Annotated in this window: 12 protein-coding genes, 1 rRNA gene and 1 pseudogene; 3 read left to right on the forward strand and 11 right to left on the reverse strand. The window is 38.8% G+C overall.

Going from position 1 to position 16,189, the window contains the following annotated elements:
- Positions 1-298: 298 nt before the first annotated feature.
- From gltX to N9R04_RS08625, 7 genes are all read right to left on the reverse strand, one after another.
- Positions 299-1,753: a glutamate--tRNA ligase gene (gene gltX / locus N9R04_RS08595; RefSeq protein WP_262856353.1), complete on the reverse strand. Its 1,455-nt coding sequence runs from the start codon at positions 1,751-1,753 to the stop codon at positions 299-301.
- A 461-nt stretch (positions 1,754-2,214) separates the two neighbouring features.
- Entirely contained in the window at positions 2,215-3,273 is a 1,059-nt protein-coding gene (locus N9R04_RS08600) for a PIN/TRAM domain-containing protein (RefSeq protein WP_262856355.1), read from the reverse strand.
- 123 nt (positions 3,274-3,396) lie between these two features.
- A complete protein-coding gene (gene radA, locus N9R04_RS08605; protein WP_262856386.1) occupies positions 3,397-4,770 on the reverse strand; it encodes a DNA repair protein RadA in 1,374 nt (457 codons plus the stop codon).
- A 386-nt stretch (positions 4,771-5,156) separates the two neighbouring features.
- Positions 5,157-7,628, reverse strand: coding sequence for an ATP-dependent Clp protease ATP-binding subunit (locus tag N9R04_RS08610; RefSeq protein WP_262856357.1), 2,472 nt, complete (start codon positions 7,626-7,628; stop codon positions 5,157-5,159).
- 11 nt (positions 7,629-7,639) lie between these two features.
- Complete coding sequence (locus N9R04_RS08615) at positions 7,640-8,650, reverse strand: protein arginine kinase (protein ID WP_262856359.1); 1,011 nt, start codon at positions 8,648-8,650, stop codon at positions 7,640-7,642.
- Positions 8,643-9,191 carry a UvrB/UvrC motif-containing protein gene (locus tag N9R04_RS08620; RefSeq protein ID WP_262856361.1) on the reverse strand — a complete coding sequence of 183 codons (549 nt, stop codon included), beginning with the start codon at positions 9,189-9,191 and terminating at the stop codon, positions 8,643-8,645. The genes N9R04_RS08615 and N9R04_RS08620 overlap by 8 nt, the downstream gene beginning before the upstream one ends.
- A gap of 15 nt (positions 9,192-9,206) precedes the next feature.
- Positions 9,207-9,668, reverse strand: coding sequence for a CtsR family transcriptional regulator (locus N9R04_RS08625; protein ID WP_262856363.1), 462 nt, complete (start codon positions 9,666-9,668; stop codon positions 9,207-9,209).
- Positions 9,669-9,825: 157 nt separating this feature from the next.
- Here N9R04_RS08625 and N9R04_RS08630 point away from each other — a divergent pair, with 157 nt between their 5' ends.
- Together N9R04_RS08630 and N9R04_RS08635 are read left to right on the forward strand one after the other, a co-directional pair.
- Positions 9,826-11,040 carry a NupC/NupG family nucleoside CNT transporter gene (locus tag N9R04_RS08630; RefSeq protein WP_262856365.1) on the forward strand — a complete coding sequence of 405 codons (1,215 nt, stop codon included), beginning with the start codon at positions 9,826-9,828 and terminating at the stop codon, positions 11,038-11,040.
- Between the two features lie 175 nt (positions 11,041-11,215).
- A complete protein-coding gene (locus N9R04_RS08635) occupies positions 11,216-11,338 on the forward strand; it encodes a hypothetical protein (protein ID WP_262856369.1) in 123 nt (40 codons plus the stop codon).
- A 176-nt stretch (positions 11,339-11,514) separates the two neighbouring features.
- Here the strand turns inward: N9R04_RS08635 and N9R04_RS08640 are convergent.
- From N9R04_RS08640 to pdxS, 3 genes and pseudogenes are all read right to left on the reverse strand, one after another.
- Positions 11,515-12,405 (reverse strand): annotated as a pseudogene (locus tag N9R04_RS08640) (IS110 family transposase); the annotation flags it as partial.
- A gap of 258 nt (positions 12,406-12,663) precedes the next feature.
- Positions 12,664-13,239, reverse strand: a complete 576-nt coding sequence (pdxT, locus tag N9R04_RS08645; protein ID WP_262856373.1) for a pyridoxal 5'-phosphate synthase glutaminase subunit PdxT — start codon at positions 13,237-13,239, stop codon at positions 12,664-12,666.
- Between the two features lies 1 nt (position 13,240).
- Positions 13,241-14,128 (reverse strand): pyridoxal 5'-phosphate synthase lyase subunit PdxS, encoded by an 888-nt coding sequence (gene pdxS / locus N9R04_RS08650; RefSeq protein WP_262856379.1) that lies wholly within the window; start codon positions 14,126-14,128, stop codon positions 13,241-13,243.
- A gap of 263 nt (positions 14,129-14,391) precedes the next feature.
- Here pdxS and pdxR point away from each other — a divergent pair, with 263 nt between their 5' ends.
- Positions 14,392-15,771, forward strand: a complete 1,380-nt coding sequence (pdxR, locus tag N9R04_RS08655) for a MocR-like pyridoxine biosynthesis transcription factor PdxR (RefSeq protein WP_262856380.1) — start codon at positions 14,392-14,394, stop codon at positions 15,769-15,771.
- A 318-nt stretch (positions 15,772-16,089) separates the two neighbouring features.
- On the opposite strand, the gene rrf is transcribed toward pdxR, so the two are convergent.
- A 5S ribosomal RNA gene (gene rrf / locus N9R04_RS08660) occupies positions 16,090-16,189 on the reverse strand; the annotation flags it as partial.

Raw genomic sequence — 16,189 nt, forward strand, 5'->3', positions numbered from 1 at the left:
GAACAGAGAATGATCTATTCGATGTTATACTCGTATAATTTAACTCGTTAAACTTATTTAATTCTTTAAACGAAGGTGCATTCAGCAAGGATAAGCGATGTGCTCACAGCGACCGCACACTCTCTGTACACTCAATACCTAGCGTACTTGTCCTTCGCATTCCAAACAGTTGATAATTTGATTTAAATAGAGTCGCTCTATCGCGATAGCTTTAGTATCATCATAGATAATTTAACCACTAATTTCAAGATAAAAAGCAGTTATGTGGTAATTAAGATACGTGGACGCTAGGTGCAGATTAAAGATAGGATTTCAGGCGATTTAAAACCTTATCCTTACCTAATACTTCAATCGTGTTCGGTAACTCTGGTCCATGCATTTGTCCCGTGACAGCTACACGGATAGGCATAAATAATTGTTTACCTTTAATACCTGTTTCTTTCTGTACAGATTTGATTGTCTTCTTAATTTCAGTTGCTTCAAATGGTTCTAGCTCTTCTAGTTTCCCGTATAAATGGCTCATTAGCTCAGGAACTTGTTCACCGTTTACCACTTCTCTCTCTTCTTCACCTAATTCTTGTTCATCTCTGAAGAACATTTCAGAGAGCGGTACGATTTCACCAGCATAACTCATTTCCTTTTGATAAAGTGCTACTAGTTTACGACCCCACTCTAACTCTTCTTGAGATGGCTCTTTAGAAAGTAAGTCGGCTTTAATTAAGTGTGGTAGAGCGAGTTCAAACACAGTTTCAGTATCTTTCGTTTTCATATATTGATTGTTTACCCACGCAAGTTTTTGCTTATCAAAGAAGGCAGGTGATTTAGATAGACGCTTCTCATCAAAGATCTTAATAAATTCCTCTTTAGAAAAGATTTCTTCTTCGCCCTCTGGTGACCATCCTAGTAAAGTAATGAAGTTAAATAGCGCTTCTGGAAGGTAACCAAGATCACGATATTGTTCTATAAATTGAAGAATTTGACCATCACGTTTACTTAGCTTCTTACGCTCTTCATTGACGATGAGAGACATGTGGCCAAAGCGAGGTGCTTCCCAGCCAAATGTGTCATAAATCATTAGCTGCTTAGGTGTGTTCGAGATATGATCGTCCCCACGAATCACATCAGAAATCTCCATGTAATGATCATCAATCGCTACAGCGAAGTTATACGTTGGTACTCCATCTTTCTTAACGATTACCCAATCACCGATATTGTTAGAGTCAAATTCGATATCACCTTTAACCATATCAGTGAATTTAAATGTACGATCTTTAGGTACTCTGAAACGAATAGATGGTTGGCGTCCTTCAGCTTCAAATTGTTGTCTTTCTTCCTCAGTTAAATGCGCATGCTGTCCTCCGTAACGAGGCATCTCACCACGAGCAATTTGCGCTTGTCTTTCTTCTTCAAGCTCTTCTTCTGTCATGTAGCATTTGTATGCTTTATCTTCATCTAATAGCTGTTGGATGAGTGGATTGTAGATGTCTCCCCGTTCTGATTGACGGTAAGGGCCATAGCCTTTATCTTGATCTACTGATTCATCCCAATCGATGCCTAACCACTTTAAGTTATCAAACTGAGATGATTCACCATCTTCTAAATTGCGTTTACTATCCGTATCTTCAATACGAATGATGAAATCTCCGTCGTAATGACGAGCATATAAATAGTTAAATAATGCTGTTCTTGCATTGCCTATATGCAAATAGCCAGTTGGACTCGGTGCGTATCTTACTCTTACGCGATTACTCATTCCGTTCACTCCTGTAAAATATTGTTCATTTAAATTTTCTTACTATTGTATAAGGTTGAATTTTGCCAGCATGAGCTTTTTACATTGTTGTAATCTCAATGCTTGAGAAGAGAAAAAGTGATTCAATCCATCTCTAAATTATAAAATACAGCAACAGTGCTCCATTTACCTCACAGTACATTTACTTATGAGCGTTTCAAATATGCTTCGCTAAAAAGAGGATTACTTTACTCAAAGTTGTACCTATCCTTAAATGGCTTACGTTAATTTATCTCACTCTCTTTTTCTCGAGTACTATTGTAGCACTTATCAGTCGCTTATGATAACCCCCTAGCATATAGGAAGCTCTTAATCTTAATGAGGCGAAATAACCACGCATCACTCACTACAACAAACATACTATCGTTTAGCTGTTGTACTCTATGCTAAACGGTTTCATGTGAAACAATTGTCAGCTTGCCTTAGTTAATTATCTTAGCGAATATAATGCGACCTGACGAGGTTTGAAGTAAACTGATAACTTCGAGATCAACTTTCTCCCCAACATGCTTTTTAGCTTTATCCACCACAACCATCGTCCCGTCGTCAAGATAACCGACTGCTTGACCAACTTCTTTACCCATCTTAGTAAGCAAGAGATTAAAGCGGTCCCCTTGGTGTATATTAGGTTTAATCGCTTCAGATAAATCGTTCACGTTCAACGCTTCAATACCTTGAACATGACATACTTTATTTAAATTGAAATCCGTAGTAATAATGTGCGCATGATAATGTTGAGCTAATTCAATGAGCATCGTATCTATCTCACTATGAGATTTAGTAGGATGTACGATAGTAGAAGGATAATTCACATCGTAAATTTCATTTAACACATTAAGTCCGCGTTGTCCTTTTTCTCTTTTCACACTATCGTTGGCGTCGGCAAGCACCTGCAATTCATTGACCACGCCTTGTGGTATGAGTAGTTCCCCATCTATAAACCCACATTTAATGATATCTAATATGCGCCCGTCAATAATGGCACTCGTATCCAAGATTTTGGGTACGGCGTTACGCGCATTCATGGAAACTGAACGCGCCATATTTTCAGGAAAAAATACTAGCATCTCATCCCTTTTACGCAAGCCGAATTGGAACCCTAAATAACTTAACAAAATAGTCAATATCACAGGAACGAAATGATTCAACACACTGTTGCCAATAATTTCAAAGATAAATGACACCATGACCGAAATGAGTAAACCGATAATTAAACCAATTGTAGCAAACAGTATTTCAATTGCATTGTGACGCATAATCGTGTGTTCAATCGCTTTTAGTAATTGTGTTACTCGAGGTATAAACCAACCTAGTACGAGGAAAAATATCACTATACCTAGTAAGCCATCAATATATTTATTAAGTAATATATCTACATGTCCAATTCCCAAGTCAGCAATAATAGTAGGAAGCAAATAAACTCCGAAACTTGCTCCTAGGATGATATAACACATGACGACTACATACTTGATAACATTCAAACTGTTATACTCCCTTCTCATTCTCAAGAAACTTTTTCAATTTATGAAGGCTGTGATAGCTTAATCCATCTTGATAGATAAATATAAATAAGCGTTCAAACATTTATAAACCATCCTTATCATCTATTTCTTCTTGCTTAAAGCATATGATAAGGCGTCATGCACATGCTTCACACCAATAACTTGAATTTCTTCTGGAAAAGTCCATCCGCCGATATTTGATTCTGGAATAATAATGCGTTTGAAACCCAATTTAGCTGCTTCTTGTACACGTTGTTCAATTCTTGAAACGCGACGCACCTCTCCTGTTAGACCAACTTCCCCCACGAAACAGTCTAGACCATCAACAGCTTGATCTTTGAAGCTTGATGCAGTTGCAATAATAATGCCTAGATCTACAGCTGGCTCAGTTAGACGCACGCCGCCTGCCACTTTAATATATGCATCTTGTTGTTGTAGTAAATAATTCTCTTTCTTTTCAAGTACAGCCATTAATAAGCTTAAGCGATTGTGATCGATCCCAGTAGCCATTCTTCGTGGATTATTAAAAGTCGTCGGTGTCACTAACGCTTGTACCTCTATCAATAAAGGGCGCGTCCCTTCCATCGTAGAAACGATGGTAGATCCTGGCACGTTAGTGGAGCGTTCTTCTAAGAACATTTCAGAGGGGTTCTTGACACTCTTTAAACCACTCTGTTTCATTTCAAAAATGCCCATTTCATTTGTTGACCCGAAACGGTTCTTAACTGCTCTTAGTACACGGTATGCGTGATGCTCATCGCCTTCAAAGTAAAGCACCGTATCCACCATGTGCTCAAGTAATCTCGGTCCAGCAATCTGACCCTCTTTAGTTACATGTCCAACTATGAAAGTAGCAATATTATTTTGTTTAGCTATGTTCATTAAACTTTGCGTACTTTCTCTTACTTGTGAAACAGATCCCGGAGCTGAACTAATATCAGGGTGAAACACAGTTTGAATTGAATCTACTACTAGTAAATCAGGATTTAAACGCTTAACTGTATCATGAATTATTTCTAAATCTGTTTCTGCAAAGACATTTAATTCACTTGAGTCTTCATCTAAGCGATCTGCTCGAAGCTTAGTTTGATTTAAAGATTCCTCTCCTGTAATATAAAGGACTTTGTAATCTTGAGATAGTGCGGCACAAACTTGTAACAAAAGTGTGGACTTCCCAATACCTGGGTCTCCCCCGATTAAGATAAGAGAGCCATTAACTATACCTCCACCAAGAACACGATTAAATTCTTCTGATTTACTGATAATTCGTGGAGTAGTCTCGTGGTGTACCTCATTTAATTTTTGAATTTTTGAATGTGATTCTCGTTTCCCTACGCCATGTTTAGGGCTCGAAGCTTTCCGTTCGACAATTTCTTCCATCTGGTTCCAAGCACCACAACTCGGACATTTTCCCATCCACTTGGCAGACTGGTAACCACAAGCCATGCACTCAAATATCACTTTTTTCTTTGCCACATTTGTACCTCCATCGCTTATTAATAAATCTATTCTAAACCCATTCACTACTTTAGACAAATACTGAATGCTCTCACGTATTAATAACTGGTTATATTTAGCTTGTTGTAAAAGTGGGACCGAAATTCCAGAACAAGCAGCAGTAAGTTGTCACTAATTGACAATGATCTTACTGCTATTTTCTATTTATCCAATACTTCTTATTGAGTAGAACTATTATAAAGGGTCGGTCTCACACTTTACTCATTTACTATCCCTTGTCAATACAAGTAATTTACCATCAAAAAATGGGAGCGGGACAGAAATCTAATTTGAATAAAAAGATTTCGTAGTCCTGCTCCCACTTGTAATGGTTAAAGCGAGTTGTTAAACGACTCTACATTCTATTATGATTCTGTAGTTTCTTTACCACTATTCCCTGAATTTGTTTCATCTCTTTCTTCGATCTCGTATTGGAAGTCGTTACCATCGTGATCAATAATAACATCTTTACCTTCAATTTGGTTACCTGCAAGAATTAACTCGCTCAGGTTATCTTCCACGGTTTTTTGGATCGCTCTGATAAGCGGTCTAGCACCATACTCAGGGTCATAACCTTCCTCTGCTATTTTATCTTTTGCAGCGTCAGTAACTCTGATATCAATGTCTTGCTCAGCAAGGCGGTCTGTTAATTTATTGACCATCATCGTTACGATTTCTTTCAACTCTTCTTGAGATAGCTTATGGAAGACAATAGTATCATCCACACGGTTAAGGAATTCTGGACGGAAAGCATTTTTTAGTTCTTTCATCATCGTCTTACGAATTGTTTCGTAGTCATCGTTATCAGACGCACCACTGAAACCAGCGAAGCGCTGATCTTGTAGTTCTTGCGCACCTACGTTAGACGTCATAATAATAACTGTATTTCTAAAGTCTACTGTACGGCCTTTCGTATCAGTGAGATGTCCATCATCTAATACTTGAAGCAAGATGTTAAAGACATCTGGGTGCGCTTTTTCAACTTCATCGAATAAAATGACGGAGTACGGTTTGCGTCTAACTTTTTCAGTTAATTGACCTCCATCATCGTGACCAACATAACCTGGAGGAGCTCCAACTAAACGACTCACTGCGTGTTTCTCCATAAACTCACTCATATCTACACGGACTAAAGCATCATCTTCGCCAAACATCGCTTCGGCAAGAGCACGTGCTAGTTCTGTCTTACCTACACCAGTCGGTCCTAGGAAGATAAAGCTACCAATTGGACGTTTAGGATCTTTAAGTCCTGCGCGCGCACGTCTCACAGCTTTACTGATAGAATCAACCGCTTCTTTCTGACCAATAACACGTTGATGCAACGTATCTTCCAGATTGAGCAAGCGCTCTGATTCTGTCTCATTAATTTTAGTTAGTGGGATGCCGGTCCATCCAGCTATAACTTCAGCGATGTCTTCTTCTGATAAAGCAGTATTGTCGCCGTTTTGCGCATTCTTCCAATTATTATTAGCTTCTTCATATTGTTTCTCTAGCTTAGTTTGCTTATCGCGTAAGTTAGCTGCATTCTCAAATTCCTGTGCATGTACCGCGGCGTCTTTCTCATTTTTAACTTGTTCTATTTTTTGTTCAATCTCTTTTAAATTAGGTGGTGTAGTGTGACTTTTAAGACGCACTTTGGAGCTCGCTTCATCAATCAAGTCTATCGCTTTATCCGGAAGGAAACGATCTGAGACGTAGCGATTGCTGAGCTTAACTGCTGCATCTAGGGCTTCATTCGAGATGTTAATGCGGTGATGCGCTTCGTAACGATCACGTAATCCTTTTAAGATTTCCACCGTATCCTCTACAGTTGGCTCATCTACTTGGATAGGTTGGAAACGACGCTCTAATGCTGCGTCTTTCTCAATATTTTTACGATACTCATCTAAAGTTGTTGCACCTATACATTGCAGTTCACCACGTGCTAATGCTGGTTTGAGGATATTGGAGGCATCAATTGCACCTTCTGCGCCACCAGCACCAACAAGCGTATGCAATTCATCGATAAAGAGAATAACATTACCTGCTTGATGAATTTCTTCCATTACTTTTTTCAAGCGTTCTTCAAATTCACCACGGTATTTCGTTCCAGCGACTACCGTACCCATATCTAGCGACATCACACGTTTATCCTTTAATGTCTCTGGCACTTCATTGTTCACAATAGCTTGTGCTAAACCTTCAGCAATCGCGGTCTTTCCTACACCGGGCTCGCCGATGAGTACCGGGTTATTCTTAGTACGACGGCTCAACACTTCAATCACTCGCGTAATTTCTTGGTTTCTACCGATGACTGGATCTAGTGTACCATCTTTAGCTATAACTGTTAGATCGCGCGCAAGCCCGTCAAGTGTCGGAGTGTTGTTCGATTTGTTCGCTTGCGCATTCTTATTACCCATATCTGGACTACCAAGCGCTTTAACTACTTGCGCACGCGCTTTGGTAATGTTGAGATCTAAATTAGCAAATACACGAGCAGCTACACCTTCGTTTTCACGTATAAGACCAAGTAAAATGTGTTCAGTACCAACGAAATTGTGGTGCAGTTTGCGCGCTTCATCCATAGATAATTCGATTACTTTTTTCGCGCGCGGTGTGTAGTGCAAGGCTCCCATTTGTTCTTGTCCATGTCCGATGAGCTTTTCAACTTCTTCAATCACTTTATCTTCAGTAATACCAAATGATTCAAGCACTTTAGCAGCTATCCCTTCAGGTTCTCTCATTAAACCCAATAGTAAATGTTCAGTACCAATATTTGAGTGATTTAAACGAATAGCTTCTTCTTGAGCGTGAGCTAGCACGCGTTGCGCTCGTTCTGTCAGTCTACCAAATAACATAGCTTGACCTCCTAGTTTATATACTTTCTTAATCTATCTGCACGCTTCTCATTAATTGACCTTTCATCTTCTTCGTCAACTAAGAAAGGCGATTGTATTTCTGTCATTATTTCATTGAAGTCAAAGTCAGGCATCTCGATGTAACCTAAATCGATACCTAACTTAACCTCGCTCAATCGATAAGAGGCTTCCTCCATCGAAATTAACCTACTGTATTTCAAGATACCTAATGAACGATAAATACGGTCTTCTGCTTCGGCGCGATTATGATGATTCAAACGTTCTCGTATTTGCAATTCCTCATTAATAATTTGTTGCACAACTTCAGTTAAACTGTCTATGATGTCTTGTTCTGTCTTTCCTAAAGTGAGCTGATTCGAAACTTGATAAATGTGACCGAATACTTGTGAACCTTCCCCATAGATACCACGAATAGTGAATCCAAAACGATTAATAGTTTGAGCGATCCGATTCATGCGTTTCATTATAGATAATCCAGGTAAATGAAGCATTACGCTTGCTCTCATCCCTGTCCCTATATTCGTTGGACAGGTGGTTAGGTAACCAAGTTGTTCATCATAGCTAATGTCCAGTTGCTCATCAAGTTGATCATCCACCACAGATGCTTTATCAAATAGCTGGTTTAACTCTAAATCGTGGCTTATAGCTTGAATACGAATGTGATCTTCTTCATTAAGCATGATACTCAAGGACTCATCATCATTTAACATAACCCCCGAGGCCGGTTGCTTTAATAACTCAGGACTAATGAGATGCTTGGCTACTAGCTGATGTTTACTTTGTTGATCCATGGCATCTAGCCGTTTGAGTTCTAAGTCAGGCAACGCATCCTGGACTTCATTAATGATTCGGTGACCTTCATGCTCAGAGGGAAACATAAGTGGATGCACATAGCCTTCAAGATTTCTTGCTAATCTAATACGAGAGGACATGATAACTGGGCTTGAGGTGTCATCATGGGTCTGATCGCTCATATGTGCTTTTCGTTCCTCTTCACTCATCTTTCTCCTCCTCTCCCTGAGCTTTCAAAGCCTTGATTTCATCACGAACCACTGCTGCTTCTTCAAACTCCTGTTCTTCAATAAGTTGATTTAAATGAGCGGATTTTTCTTCTATCTGTTTTTTAAGTGCTAATTTCTGATAAGAAGACTGGGGAACTTTACCTATATGCTCGAATTGGCCACCTTGCACGCGCCGTACGATGTCCACTATATCGTCTTTGAAGGTTGCATAACATTCAGCACAACCAAACTTACCAACATTTGCAATATCTTTTAACGTCATCTCGCAGTGAGGGCAGCGTTTTTCCTCTTTGACCGCAATCTCATCAAAGTTAATTCCATGTTTAGCTGCGAGGTGCTGTAGAATTTGTTTAACTACAAAAGCGCCTTCGATATCATCTTGGTGCACTTGTTGAGAGTCAGTCCATGGATTTCCGCCTTGAGCGCACGTCACACACACCCACTTCTCTTGGATTCCATCGTGACCTTTGACTGCTACTTTAACCTCAGCTTCATTCAAATGGCAATTTTCACATAGCACTAGTGAACACCTCATTTAATAATAGTTTATAACCGGTAGGAGTCTCTTAAGAATGTTAGCTCGAACGATATCTCTTGCCATCACATCCATTTGAAGTGTCTCTCTATCTACTATCGTATGAATCATCTTAGATTCTCGATCAGTAATATAACCTTTCTCTAATAACCCATCAATAATATAGTAAGCTTGTTGTTGTGATATTGAAGGGCCTATAAGTGTGAGTAAGTGATTAATATAACCTGTCGTATCTTTATGTTCAACTTTGGTGATTCGGATATAACCTCCACCACCGCGTTTACTTTCAATTTCATATCCATGTTCATTCGTGAAACGAGTCTTTATCACATAATTTAACTGCGAAGGTACACAATCAAAACGTTGTGCGATTGTTGCACGTTGTATTTCTACGACGTCTTCATCGGTGTCTTCAAATAATCGCTTAATGTATGCTTCTATGATGTCTGACATATTGTGCATGTTATCACCTCTTTTGACCTTCTTTGACTATATTATATGACCAACTTTGACCTTTTTCAACCAATATGATTGGAATTTTTACAGATAAGTCATGTCGATTTAAAGTATTTTATTGTATGATAGATAGTGAAAATTTTTAAAAGGGATGAGTTATCACATGCATATATTTATCGGCATAATTGGGATTATAGTCTTCTTAGCATTAGCGTTTGCCTTCAGTTCTGATCGCAAAAATATCCGCTGGCGCTATGTAGGCTTATTAATTGTACTTCAATTTATATTTGCTTTTATCTTACTCAAAACGACAGTAGGTATTAAATTGATCGGATCTATTTCTTTCGGATTTAATTATCTACTCAAACAAGCAGCAGAAGGGGTCAATTTCGTATTTGGTGGTTTTAAATATGTTAATCCAGACCATCCGCCATTTTTCTTTAACGTCTTACTTCCTATCGTTTTCATTTCAGCATTGATTGGTATTTTACAATACACACGCATTTTACCTTTTATTATAAAATATTTAGGCTTAGCCATCTCCTTTATTAGCGGCATGGGACGCCTTGAATCGTATAATGCTGTTGCAGCAGCGATCCTTGGTCAATCAGAGGTCTTTATTTCCTTAAAGCGCGAGCTTGCGTACGTGAACAAACAGCGTCTATATACGTTAACTGCTTCAGCTATGTCTACCGTTTCTGCTTCAATTATCGGCGCTTATTTCTCACTTATTGAACCGAAATATGTGGTCACAGCAGTGGTGCTTAACTTGTTCGGTGGATTCGTTATTGCTTCGATCATCAATCCTTATCGAGTAAATAAAGAAGATGATAAATTAATCATTGAAGAGAGTGAAGTAAAGAAACAATCGTTCTTCGAAGTACTAGGGGAATATATCTTAGACGGATTCAAGGTCGCAGTTATAGTTGGTGCCATGCTCATTGGTTACATTGCGATTATCGCTTTACTCAATGGCATTGTTAGCAACATTTTCAGTTTCGCATCTCACGGTAAGGTACAATGGGATTTCCAAACATTAATTGGATTTGTGTTTGCGCCATTTGCTTTCTTAACAGGAATTCCTTGGCACGATGCAGTACATGCAGGATCAGTGATGGCTACGAAGTTGTTATCTAATGAGTTCGTGGCGATGGAACACTTAGGTAAAGTGAAAGGTATCAGCGAACATGCGCGAGGTATTGTTTCAGTCTTCTTAGTATCTTTCGCTAACTTTAGTTCTATAGGTATTATCTCTGGAGCTATAAAATCTTTAAACAACGAGAAAGGTGATATGGTTGCGCGATTCGGTCTGAGATTGCTGTTCGGTGCAACGCTCGTTTCATTTATTTCAGCAACCATTGCAGGTTTCTTTATTTAATTCATACTTAAAATTCTAAGATACACTATGTAGCAACCTATACTATTAGACGTGTTACAAATTTTGCTAGAGAGGCATAGGACATGTAAATAATGAGTTATAGAACGGCCTCGAGGCAATTAAAGAACCCCCTATACTCTTTGAAAGCCGAGGTCGGGACAACAGCGTTTAGGATTTGAGCAGGGGCCCCAACACAGAGAAACTGGTAAACCAGTTTCCTCAAGCACAGCGAGTTGGGGTGGGCCCCAACACAGAGGGAGCGGGACAGAAATCTAATTTGAACAAAAAGATTTCGTAGTCCCGCCCCGGCAAGGATGACTAGAATTGAAAAAAACTTGATACAAGCGCATTTTCAAATCAGTCATCTACTGCCAAGATACTGAAAGAGGTTGAGACATTACATTATCTCCCAGCCTCTTTCTCTCTAGTTAAAGACCTTTATATTCCAGCCTCACCTACATAAGCATTTAACTATTTATTCGATTTGAATTGAGTCACATCTCCTAGTTCTCCAAGTATCATCGCTGCTGTTAGCTCTCCAATGCCTGGAATAGAATAAATCGCTTGAAAAGCATCAAGTTGTTTAGCCAATTGGATCATTTCTTTATCTAATTGGCTCATTTGTTGTATAGAAGTTTTTAATTGTTGAATGCGTAATTTCGTTTTTTGAACTATAAAAGAATGTTTAGCTACATGAGGATAACTTTCATGTGCAAGTTTAACTAATTCTTTCGCATAGTTTTCTGCTTTCTTAATAGATAAACCTTTGTCTGTAGAGTTAAGAATGCTCGTAATAAGCGTTTCTAAATCTTGTTGATAGACGAGGTCAGGATGAGGGAATTGTTGAGCGATATTAAGTGCTATGAGAGAGTAACGGTTTTTAAATAATGTTTCTAATTGAGGGAAAGTTTGATGTAATGATTCCTCAATTTCTACTTTCAAGCGATTTTGTTCATTTTCCATTTCTAAATGAAATCGTGCACGTTCACGTAATTCAAAGAAAATACCAGAATAACTTTGTTGGTGCTTAATGGATTGAAGTTTAGGTGCTAATTGGGCTAATTTATGGGCATCAGATTGATCTGTTTTCCATGACCTTAAAGAACTTGTTTTGAATTTTGCCTCCAATGGATTTAATTCAATATAATTTATTTGATTGACTCGGCAAAATCGAACCATACCTCTTGAATAAATCCCTGTAGATTCAAAAATGAGTGTTGGATTGTCCATTTTATTTAAATACTTGAGTAAATAATTATAACCATTTTTATTATTTTGAATAGTAAATTCCTTTTGGAGCTTGTCATGGTTATAATGAGCGATGACACTGTTTTTCTTACTTATATCAATGCCTAAATAATTGATAAGTCAAACCTCCTATATCGTTTTTGAGAAGCAAGAACTTTACTTAACCTTTTTCATTTCACTTTCCTATACACGGTTTCAAGAACCCACCATACTCCAATCGAATTTCAAAAGGCGAGAGTAAAGCTGATCGGTTTTGAATACGGATTTAAAATCCAAGAGACCACATGATCTACTTCTCTCTTTAACTATAAAAAATAGCTATGAAAAAATCTATCGTCATAGATTTCTTCATAGCTAATCTTAGTATGTTTCGATTTAAGCGCTTGCTTTCTTGTGTTTAGCTACAATCTCATCGATGAAATATGATGTTACACGATAATCATCTGTAAGTTCAGGATGGAAAGAAACTCCGAGATATTGATCTTGTTTAACAGCTACGATTTTACCCTCAACCTCAGAAAGAATTTGAGCATTTCCGTATACCTCCGCAATGTGAGGTGCACGAATAAATACGCCTTCGATGTCATCCGCTACGCCTTTAATAACTAGCTCCGACTCGAAACTATCCACTTGGCGCCCAAATGAATTACGCTCTACGGAAATATCAAGCTTGCTTAAATAACCTGCTTCCCCTACGATATCTTTCGCAAGTACGATAAGACCAGCGCATGTTCCAAATATAGGAAGGTCTGAGTCAGCTAAAGCTTTATCAAATCCGTATAAAGACATGAGGCGACGTAAAGTCGTCGATTCGCCCCCTGGTAGGATTAATCCGTCTATCTCATTAAGTTGTTCAACCTTCTTAATTGGCAGGCCCTCATGGCCACTCAACTCAATGTGACGAATGTGTTCGCGCACAGCACCTTGTAATGCTAGAACTCCGATTCTCATCTTACCAACCACGCTCTTGCATACGTTCTTCTAATGATAGTTGGTTAATATCTAATCCTTTCATCGCTGTACCAAGTTCTTGAGCGAGATTGCCGATAAGCTCATAATCTTGGTAATGCGTCGTAGCTTGTACAATAGCTTTCGCGAAAGTTTCTGGATCTTCAGATTTAAATATACCTGAACCAACGAAGACACCGTCTGCACCTAGTTCCATCATTAGAGCTGCGTCTTGAGGTGTAGCTACACCACCTGCAGCAAAGTTAACAACTGGTAAACGTCCATTATCTTTAATTGACTTCAATACTTCATAAGGTGCACCTAGATTTTTAGCTTCAGTCATAATCTCATCATCATTCATAACAGTTAAACGACTCACTTCTGAATTCACTTGACGCATATGACGGACAGCTTCAACGATATTTCCTGTACCTGGTTCACCTTTAGTACGCAACATAGCTGCACCTTCGCCAATACGACGTGCTGCTTCACCTAGATTACGACAACCACATACAAATGGCACTGTAAATTGATCTTTTAATAAATGAAATTCTTCGTCCGCTGGTGTTAATACCTCAGATTCATCGATATAGTCAACGCCCATAGATTCTAACACTCGAGCTTCAGTAATGTGACCAATACGTGATTTAGCCATCACTGGAATAGAGACAGCATCCATAACTTCTCTAATAATTTTCGGATTTGCCATTCGTGCAACCCCACCTGCTTCGCGAATATCAGATGGTACGCGCTCAAGTGCCATAACTGCTACAGCACCTGCTTCTTCAGCAATTTTAGCTTGTTCAGCATTGACAACGTCCATGATGACGCCGCCTTTTTGCATTTCTGCCATTCCGCGTTTTACACGATCAGAACCTGTTACTTTACTCATAATTTGCATTACCCCTTTTAAGCTAAGATTCGGATTGAGTACTAGAGGACGGGATATAAAGTTTCTGTGCTCTGGGGAACCGATCAACGGTCACCCAAGATAGGATTGGCACCAAGATCGCTCAAATCCTCAACGCTTTTGCCCGATCTCCTCTAGTTAAATTAGTACTCTTCCTCATAACTTTCCTTGATTATGACTATTTTAAAAGATAAACTGATAGTGTAAAAGATACAGTTTTAATAAATTTTAGGAGGTCAGATTGAATGACACCACAACCCCTATATTTTAAGTTATACGAACAACTTAAACAACAAATCATTGAAGGACACTATCAGTCCGGCGACAAGTTTCCTTCAAAACGTGTACTACAACAACATCTGACTGTGAGTAACACTACCATCGAACACGCATATCAGTACCTCATAGATGAAGGTTATATCTATTCTAAGCCTCGTTCTGGATTTTATGTATCTGATATTGAATCTTTACCAGCCATCCCTAGTAAAAGCTTCCCTTATGAGGACGAATTTCAAGTTAAAGATGAAGAACTGGCAACCTCAAAACACTTTAAATACCAATTTAATTTATCAGAAATTGATACTGACTACTTTCCTCTTTCACAATTTAGAAAGCAAGCTCGTGACGTCTTTGAAGACCATCATTTAGACTTACTTCATCACGGGGACCCTCAAGGTGAATGGGCTCTGCGTCAACAAATATCTCATTATATCTTTAATAGTAGAGGGGTTACCAGCCATCCTAATCAAATTGTTATCGGCTCTTCAACCGAGCAATTGATTAACATATTAACTACGATACTTAGTCAATCTAAATTCATTATTGAAAAGCCAAGCTACCCTCCAATAAAAAAAGTGCTAGATAATAAAAACATCGATTATCTACAAAACACAGTTACCTCGACAGGTATGACTATGGATAATTTACAAACTTCGTCACATAATATCGTTTATGTTACGCCATCCCATCAATTCCCAACCGGCCATGTTATGAATTTAAAAAAGAGAACAAAATTAATTCAATGGGCGCAGAGCAAGAAAGAGCGTTACATTATTGAAGACGATTATGACTCAGAGTTTCGTTATTTCGGTAAGCCTATCTCTGCGTTACAAAGCTTAGATACTAAGGACAAAGTAATCTATATTAGTACTTTTTCAAAGTCTCTCTTTCCGAGTTGTCGCATAGCTTACATGACACTACCTGCCGACTTACTCAAACGCTATCATGCAGTAAAAAACAAAGGCGCTAATACTGTACCTGTCCATTTGCAACATATCGTAGCACAGTTTATGCAAGGAGGGAGTTTTGAACGTCATCTGAATAAGATGAGAAAAGTATATCGTGAAAAACTCACATTTATTCTCAGTGAAATTAAGCCTTATAGAGACCAATTAATAGTAGACGGCACTTTAACAGGAATGCATTTTACACTTACTGTAAACAATGGATTGTCGTTAGAGGAGTGTTTAAAAAGGGCCAACGCTCATCAATTAAAGATCATACCTTTCAAGCAATACGATCACAGGGAAACTAAGCCAAAATTCATTATTGGTTACGGAGGAATACCATTTGGCGAGTTAAAGGAACATACACAAGCTCTGATTAAAACGTTGATTAGAAGTTAAGAGGTCGGGAGATAAAGGTTTAAGATTTGAGTAAAACCGAACGATGCTGGCGACAATCCCGGTTTTGGGACGCCGTTAATCGGTTTCTCAAACGGATTCAATTTCCTAAAGTACAGTTCCAACAGCCCCAACTCGCATTGCTTGCGGAAACTGTTTACTCAGTTTCTCTGTGTTGGGGCCCCGCTGACCTCGATAAAGCGCATTTTCAAATCAGTCATCTACTGCCAAGATGCTGAAAAAGTCTGAGACATTACATTATGTCCCAGCCTCCCTTTCGGGCTTAACTGCTATAAAAAAAGAGCCCTTTCGGGCTCAATTGCCTGGCAACGTCCTACTCTTGCGGAACGTAAGTCCGACTACCATCGGCGCTAAGGAGCTTAACTTCTGTGTTCGGCATGGGAACAGGTGTGACCTCCTT

This window comes from Staphylococcus marylandisciuri, assembly GCF_025519785.1.
Taxonomy (GTDB): Bacteria; Bacillota; Bacilli; order Staphylococcales; family Staphylococcaceae; genus Staphylococcus; species Staphylococcus marylandisciuri.

What these genes read in the sequence shown, in the direction of transcription:
- gltX (WP_262856353.1), bottom strand. Translation starts at nt 1,753, where the DNA reads ATGAGTAATCGCGTAAGAGTAAGATACGCACCGAGTCCAACTGGCTAT.
- N9R04_RS08610 (WP_262856357.1), bottom strand. Translation starts at nt 7,628, where the DNA reads ATGTTATTTGGTAGACTGACAGAACGAGCGCAACGCGTGCTAGCTCAC.
- N9R04_RS08615 (WP_262856359.1), bottom strand. Translation starts at nt 8,650, where the DNA reads ATGAGTGAAGAGGAACGAAAAGCACATATGAGCGATCAGACCCATGAT.
- N9R04_RS08625 (WP_262856363.1), bottom strand. Translation starts at nt 9,668, where the DNA reads ATGCACAATATGTCAGACATCATAGAAGCATACATTAAGCGATTATTT.
- N9R04_RS08630 (WP_262856365.1), top strand. Translation starts at nt 9,826, where the DNA reads ATGCATATATTTATCGGCATAATTGGGATTATAGTCTTCTTAGCATTA.
- pdxT (WP_262856373.1), bottom strand. Translation starts at nt 13,239, where the DNA reads ATGAGAATCGGAGTTCTAGCATTACAAGGTGCTGTGCGCGAACACATT.
- pdxS (WP_262856379.1), bottom strand. Translation starts at nt 14,128, where the DNA reads ATGAGTAAAGTAACAGGTTCTGATCGTGTAAAACGCGGAATGGCAGAA.
- pdxR (WP_262856380.1), top strand. Translation starts at nt 14,392, where the DNA reads ATGACACCACAACCCCTATATTTTAAGTTATACGAACAACTTAAACAA.